We start from the raw sequence: 5229 nt of genomic DNA on the forward strand, positions 1-5229 counted from the left end.
CGGCCGCACGATGAAGAGCAAAAGTTAGCATGATCGTTACCATGTTCGGGAGTCACATAGGAGATCAGATCCTGGAAATCGGGAAAAGTGCCAATCAGTTCACAATATTTGTGTATAAGAGTCAGAGTCAAGACAATGGGCAACTGGGTCTTGATCCCAGTGTTGTCGTCAATGATTGTGGCCCTGACACTAACAGATGTAACCACTTTGATTCTCCATTGTACAACGTACCCTATTTACACTATTAGTCCTCATTCTCCAGATGTCAAAAAAGAGGCAGATTTCTCTGCCTCTTTCTTAGAAGTACACACTTTATGGCACTATATATAAGTTAGACGCGGGTTTTTTTATGGCTGGGTGGCGGTGCGCGTTGCAGCTCAGTAGTGCGGGGGCGGCGTCTCTTCCGCCATGCTGGCGATCTGGCTCGGCTGCACGCTTTGCAGCTTGTCCACCAGCAGCTGGATCTGATGCTTGAGTCGATCCAGCTCGCGGCCCTGGGTGGTAACCTCGTCGTTGAGCTGCTCTACCGTGTACTCGGCGAAGGCGAGGCGGCTTTCCAGGGTTTCGAGGCGATCGTTAAGTGGCTGACTCATGGGCCTTTGGGTCCTTACTTGATTGTCCAGATTTCGGCCAGGCCACTGGAGCTGGCGCTGACAAGGTGGCTATTGTCGCGCAAAGCCACGCCGTAGACCACTGCGCTCGGAGGTTTCACTCTGGGGTGGGGGGAGACGCGCCAGCTTTGCAGCAGGTTGCCATCGCTCACCCGCCACAGGGAGAGCCTGCGAGAAGGGGAGCCTGTGATGAGCCAGTTGCCGTCGTTTGCGAAACGGGCGCTGGTGTAGACCTCGAAGCGGTGAGCGAATTGCAGCCGGCTCACCTCCTTGCCGGTGTTCAGATCCCAGATGCTGGCCTGGCTGCTGTCGGCGGTAAAGGCGAAACGGCCCTGGGGATCCAGCCTTGCTATTACCACCCGGCCGGCGTGGTTGAAACGCCATATTACCTGGCCGGAGCGGGTATCCCACAGATAGGCGCTGTAGTCGTTGCCGCCGGTGAGGGCGTAGTGGCCATTGGCGGAGAGATCCACCGTATTGACCTGCTCGGTGTGACCGAGGAACTGTAGCCTGCGGCCGGTGCGGGTATCGACTACCTCCGCCTTGCCATCTTGCCGGCCGATCAGCACCTGACGGCCATCGGCTGACAGGGCTATGTCCCTCAGCCTGGATTCAGGAAGCGAGTAGTAGCCTTGGGATTGACCATCTTGCAGACGCCAGATGGCGAAGGTATCCAAGGTCGCAGTGACGGCATGGCGGTTGTCTGGCGAGAAGCGGGTGATGATGACGAAGTTGTCCTGATTGTCGGATTGGCGCCAGCGCTCTTTGCCCTGCTCCAGGTCCCACACTACTGTGCCCTGGCCCAGGCTGGAGACGATGGCCTGCTTGCCGTCGCTGGTGAGATCGGCGCTCAGCAGCCCCTGGTTGGCGAGGGTAATTTGCCGGTCCGGTAGTGAGCTCTGTTCGCAACCTGTCAGTATCAGGCAAATACCGATGAAATAAATGGCACTTTTTATCATTTTTCCTGTCTCATGCTTTCGTTACCTGCGATCACGGCGTTAGTATAAGGCGCTTGTCACGATAAACCTCTCATTTCACGAAGGAACCGAGAGCGGTATTTAGAGTTTTGGAGAAACTGATGAACAATTTTCTGAAGGTGTCCCTGTTGGCTGCGGCAGTTGCCGTGAGTCTGACTGCTTGCCAAAAAGACGAGAAGACTGCTGCGAATACCGCAGAGGTCAAGGCAGAAGCCAGCAAGCCGGCCGAGGCCCCCAAGGCTGATGCCAAGAGCTTCGAAGAGCAATCCGGCTATGCAATTGGCCTCTCCATGGGTCGTTATATCGCCAATACCCTGGAACGTCAGCAGGAACTCGGCATCAAACTGGACAACAGCGTTATCCTCAAGGGGGTGACTGATGGTCTGGGTAAAGAAGCCAGCATGACTGACGAGGAGATCCAGACGATTCTGCATCAGTATGACGCCAAGATCAACGAGTTGACCAAGGCCAAGTCTGACAAGGATGCCGTGGATAACCAGAAGAAGGGTGAAGAGTACCTGGCTGCCAACGCCAAGAAAGAAGGCGTGAAGAGCACCGAATCCGGCCTGCAATACCTGGTCGAGAAGATGGGTACCGGCGCCAAGCCGAAGGCCACTGACATCGTCAAGGTCCACTACACTGGCACCCTGACCGACGGCACCAAGTTCGACAGCTCAGTCGATCGCGGCGAGCCGGCCACCTTCCCGCTCAACCAGGTGATCCCTGGCTGGACCGAAGGCGTGCAGCTGATGCCGGTGGGTTCCAAGTTCAAGTTCTTCCTGCCGTCCGAGCTGGCCTATGGTGAGCACGGTGCAGGTTCCATCCCGGCCAATGCCGTGCTGGTGTTCGATGTTGAGCTGCTGGCGATCGAGAAGCCGGCTGCTGATGGCGACAAAGCCAAGAAGTAAGCGCTCATCGTTGAAAAAAAACGGCTCCTTAAGGAGCCGTTTTTACTTGTATATCTTCGTAAATAGCGGGATAAAAGAGAGCGTCGCCAACTGTGCTAAGATGGCGGACAAGACCTGAAATAGACAACAAAATCAATTGCAAGGATGGCTCCCGTGGCTGAAAGCAAACCTCGAGTCCTGTTGGTGGAAGATACCCGCAGTCTGGCGGTGGTTTATGAACAGTATCTGGCCCAGGATGGCTATGAGGTGCTGCTGGCCGATTGTGGCCAGCAGGCGCTCGCACAGTTGTTGACCAGCCCGCCGCCTGTGGTGCTGCTTGACCTCGAACTGCCCGACATGTCCGGCATGGATATCCTGCAACAGATTACTGAGCAGCAACTGCCCTGCTCCGTGGTGGTGATCACGGCCCATGGCTCGGTGGATGTGGCGGTGGAGGCGATGCGCCTCGGCGCTTTCGACTTCCTGACCAAGCCGTTCGACGGCAAACGGCTGTGTGCCACCGCTCGTAACGCCCTCAAGCACCAGCAACTGAGTTCGCTGGTGGCCCAGTACCGGGAGAACTTCGAGCGCAGCTCGTTCGCCGGTTTCATCGGTGCCTCCATGCCGATGCAGGCCGTCTATCGCATCATAGAGAGCGCGGCGCCGAGCAAGGCGACCGTGTTCATCACAGGGGAGAGCGGCACCGGCAAAGAGGTGTGCGCCGAGGCCATTCACCAGTGCAGCCCCCGCAGCGAGCAGCCCTTTATCGCGCTCAACTGTGCCGCCATTCCCCACGATCTGATGGAGAGCGAGATCTTTGGACATGTGAAGGGATCCTTTACCGGCGCCCAGGGGGATCGCAAGGGGGCTGCCAGTCTGGCGGACGGTGGCACCCTGTTTCTGGACGAGATCTGCGAGATGGATCTCGACCTGCAGAGCAAGCTGCTGCGCTTCATCCAGACCGGTACCCTGCAACGGGTCGGCAGCGGCAAGCTGGAGACAGTGGACGTGCGCTTCGTTTGCGCCACCAACCGGGATCCCCTGATAGAGGTGAAGGCGGGACGTTTTCGCGAGGATCTCTATTACCGTCTGCACGTGATCCCCCTCAGCCTGCCACCGCTGCGTGAGCGGGGCGAGGATATACTGTTGCTGGCACGCAGTCTGTTGCAGAGCTACACCAGAGAAGAGAACAAGCGCTTCAAGGATTTTGATGCCGAGGTGGCACGGGTGCTGCTCGATTACCCTTGGCCCGGCAACGTGCGCGAGCTGCAAAACGTAGTGCGCAACATAGTGGTGCTCAACGATCGCGAACTGGTGAATCTGGACATATTGCCACCGCCGCTCAGCGGCCGCAGGGGTGGGGTGGTGGCCATGGCGCCAGCCAGCACGGCCAGCGGTGTTGCCATGCCTTCGCTCAATATGCCGATCCGCCCACTCTGGCTGGTGGAAAAAGAGGTGATAGAGCAGGCCATCGCAAGCTGTGACGGCAATATCCCCAAGGCGGCGGCACTGTTGGAGATCAGCCCTTCCACTATTTATCGCAAGAAGCAGAGCTGGGAAGAGGCTAGCCTGGTTTGAGTGGCGAGGCATGGTCAATGTCCCCGCCATCGAGCAGGCAATCGCCAGTGGTAATGGTAATACTCCCAAGGCGGCGATTCTGCTGGAGATCAGCCCCTCCATCCTCTCATTTATCGCAAGAAGCAGAGCTGGGAAGAGGCGAGCCTGGTTTGAGGCAGGTGTCGGGATGGCATCCATGATCCCAGCTTGATGTGTATGCGTGCGGGGCGGCCAACTGGCCGCCCCGCTGCTTTGCTAGAGGCTGTTTGTCAGAGCTTGGCCAGCTGCTTGAGCCTGGCCAGCCGCTCTGCCCCGTTGGCCCTGAGCCAGCCATCCTGTGACAGCAGAAACCAGGCCCGGGCGAAGTATTCGGCCGCGGCCGGGTCAGACAGTACCAGTGCATTTTCCCCCAGCTCTTCGAACACATAGCCATCCTCGGGGGCGCTGGCGGCGGCCATATCGTCTTTCAGCTGTGTCAGCTCGGCATGCGCCTGTTCGTGCTGCCCCTGGGCCCGGCTCAGGCGGGCCAGACTCCAGCGGGCGATAAAAGCCTTGGCCTGGTTGTTGTGCTGCTCGTGCCAGGTCAGACACTTTTGCTGGGATATCCTTGCCTCATCGAAACGACCCAGTTCGAACAGGGTCCAGCCCTGGTTGTTGTAGAGGGTGGCGAGCCAGCCACGCACCTGCTTGTCCTGGCTGCGCTCTGCCAGCTCCATCGCCAGCTGGTTCCAGCGACTCTGCTCCTCCAGCGGGGCGGCGATGGCGATCATGTGCGCTGCATCGATGGCGAGATACAGCTCCTTGTGCTTGAGCCCAAGCTGCCAGGCCTGTTCAAACAGCGTCTTGGCGCTGGCCTTGTCGCCGGCGGAGTTGAAGGTGCGGCCGCGTTCCAGCAAGACGCGCAAGCGGGCCCGCGGGGTGGCCTCGGTGAGGCGGAGTTCGATGTCGTCGAGCAGCTGGTGCGCCTCGGCAAACTGGCGTTGCAGCGAATGGGTGCGGGCTATCTGGGTGAGCAGCTCCAGCTCGTATTGCAGATCGGTGGTGCGCGCCTCGGGAAGAAGAGTGTTAAAACGGTAAGCGCCCCTGAATCAGCACCTGTTTTTACTGAGATCACCTCGGCACACTGAAACCCATCGTATCTACGTTGGGATTTCCGCTATGACCACTCAAGAACGCGTTGATTTTTGGCAGCGCCAG

At 58.4% G+C, this 5229-nt stretch carries 4 protein-coding genes and 1 pseudogene; 2 read left to right on the forward strand and 3 right to left on the reverse strand.

The genetic code is table 11. The features are described from left to right. Positions 1 to 377: 377 nt before the first annotated feature. Together GWQ22_RS20805 and GWQ22_RS20810 are read right to left on the reverse strand one after the other, a co-directional pair. A complete protein-coding gene (locus GWQ22_RS20805) occupies positions 378 to 593 on the reverse strand; it encodes a SlyX family protein (protein WP_042035015.1) in 216 nt (71 codons plus the stop codon). A 14-nt stretch (positions 594 to 607) separates the two neighbouring features. Next, on the reverse strand, positions 608 to 1570 hold the full coding sequence (locus tag GWQ22_RS20810; RefSeq protein WP_275931536.1) for a PQQ-binding-like beta-propeller repeat protein: 963 nt from the start codon (positions 1568 to 1570) through the stop codon (positions 608 to 610). A 119-nt stretch (positions 1571 to 1689) separates the two neighbouring features. Here GWQ22_RS20810 and fkpA point away from each other — a divergent pair, with 119 nt between their 5' ends. Beyond that, the gene (fkpA, locus tag GWQ22_RS20815; RefSeq protein ID WP_275931537.1) at positions 1690 to 2496 is read left to right on the forward strand and encodes an FKBP-type peptidyl-prolyl cis-trans isomerase; all 807 of its coding nucleotides are present in this window, start codon (positions 1690 to 1692) and stop codon (positions 2494 to 2496) included. A 153-nt stretch (positions 2497 to 2649) separates the two neighbouring features. Then, complete coding sequence (locus tag GWQ22_RS20820) at positions 2650 to 4053, forward strand: sigma-54 dependent transcriptional regulator (RefSeq protein WP_275931538.1); 1404 nt, start codon at positions 2650 to 2652, stop codon at positions 4051 to 4053. 248 nt (positions 4054 to 4301) lie between these two features. Here the strand turns inward: GWQ22_RS20820 and GWQ22_RS20825 are convergent. Further along, positions 4302 to 5105, reverse strand: a pseudogene (locus GWQ22_RS20825) (tetratricopeptide repeat protein); the annotation flags it as partial. Positions 5106 to 5229: the final 124 nt, after the last annotated feature.

It is taken from the genome of Aeromonas sp. 1HA1 (assembly GCF_029237385.1).
Classification (GTDB): Bacteria; Pseudomonadota; Gammaproteobacteria; order Enterobacterales; family Aeromonadaceae; genus Aeromonas; species Aeromonas popoffii.

Excerpts from the sequence above, each read along its gene's own strand:
- GWQ22_RS20805 (WP_042035015.1), bottom strand. The coding sequence starts at position 593 with ATGAGTCAGCCACTTAACGATCGCCTCGAAACCCTGGAAAGCCGCCTC.
- GWQ22_RS20810 (WP_275931536.1), bottom strand. The coding sequence starts at position 1,570 with ATGATAAAAAGTGCCATTTATTTCATCGGTATTTGCCTGATACTGACA.
- fkpA (WP_275931537.1), top strand. The coding sequence starts at position 1,690 with ATGAACAATTTTCTGAAGGTGTCCCTGTTGGCTGCGGCAGTTGCCGTG.